At 74.2% G+C, this 1123-nt stretch carries 2 protein-coding genes; one reads left to right on the top strand and one right to left on the bottom strand.

All coding sequences use genetic code 11. From position 1 onward, the window contains the following. On the bottom strand, nucleotides 1-318 hold a 318-nt coding region (locus ABD194_RS18715; RefSeq protein WP_343994296.1), incomplete at its 3' end, for a VOC family protein. 106 nt (nucleotides 319-424) lie between these two features. Between ABD194_RS18715 and ABD194_RS18710 the strand changes: the two genes are divergently transcribed. Next, on the top strand, nucleotides 425-1123 hold a 699-nt coding region (locus ABD194_RS18710), incomplete at its 3' end, for a sigma-70 family RNA polymerase sigma factor (RefSeq protein WP_343994294.1).

Below are 1123 nucleotides of genomic sequence, written 5' to 3'. Positions count from 1 at the left end.
CATGTTGCCGTCCGGGTCGGCGAGGACGGCGACGGTGCGCCCACCGCCGACGTTCGTCGGCTTCTGCTTGATGCTCGCGCCGGCGCCGACGAGGGACTCGACGCTGGCCTCGATGTCGTCGACGGGCCAGTAGGGGGTGCCGCCGGTGAGGCCCTTGCGGTGGCCGTTGGGGTCGAGGGCGACCTCCTGGCCGTCGACGTTGTAGCCGACGTAGTAGGCCTCGTCGGTGTGCGGCTCGGCGCCGAGCAGGGCCGTGAAGACCTTCTTCGCCGTGGACAGGTCGGTCACGGGGTAGATGAGCGTGGTCGCTGTGGACATGGGGGTCTCCTTCGTCGTGCCTCTGTGGTGGGCGGGACCGGTGTCACATCGGGTGGCCCCGGCTCGTCAGTGCTATGACGGACCACGACGCGAGGATGTGACAGCGATGGCGACAGGGATGGCGACAGGGATGGGCGACGAGAGCCGGGAGCAGTGGCTCGCCCGCGACTTCGAGCAGCACCGGCCGCGCCTGCGGGCGGTGGCCTACCGCGTGCTGGGCTCTGCCGCCGACGCGGACGACGCCGTGCAGGAGGCGTGGCTGCGCCTCAGCCGGAGCGACCCGGACGGGATCGCGAACCTCGGCGGCTGGCTGACGACCGTGGTCGGGCGCATCAGCCTCGACCTGCTGCGGTCGCGCACCTCGCGGCGCGAGGACGGCTGGGACGACGGTCTGGCCGAGCTCGTCGGCCGCGGCGGCGCGACGGCGGGGCCCGGCGGCGGGGCCCAGTCGCCACCCGACCCGGCGAGCGAGGCGGAGCTCGCCGACAGCATCGGCGTGGCCCTGCTCGTCGTCCTCGACACCCTGGCGCCGGCCGAGCGGCTCGCCTTCGTGCTGCACGACCTCTTCGGTATGCCGTTCGAGCAGATCGCGGACATCATCGACCGCTCCCCCGCGGCCACCCGCCAGCTCGCGAGCCGGGCGCGGCGGCGGGTACGGGCCGCCGACGCCGGGTCGGCGGCACCGGCGCGCACGCGCGAGCGCGAGGTGGTGACCGCCTTCCTCGCCGCTGCTCGCGGTGGCGACTTCGCCGCGCTGCTCGAGCTGCTCGACCCGGACGTGGTGCTCACCGCGGACGAGGCGGCG

The organism is Terrabacter terrae, from assembly GCF_039529575.1.
Lineage (GTDB): Bacteria > Actinomycetota > Actinomycetes > Actinomycetales > Dermatophilaceae > Terrabacter > Terrabacter terrae.
The sequence above is the reverse complement of the archived record's forward strand: the minus strand, read 5'-3'. Positions and strand labels throughout refer to the sequence as shown.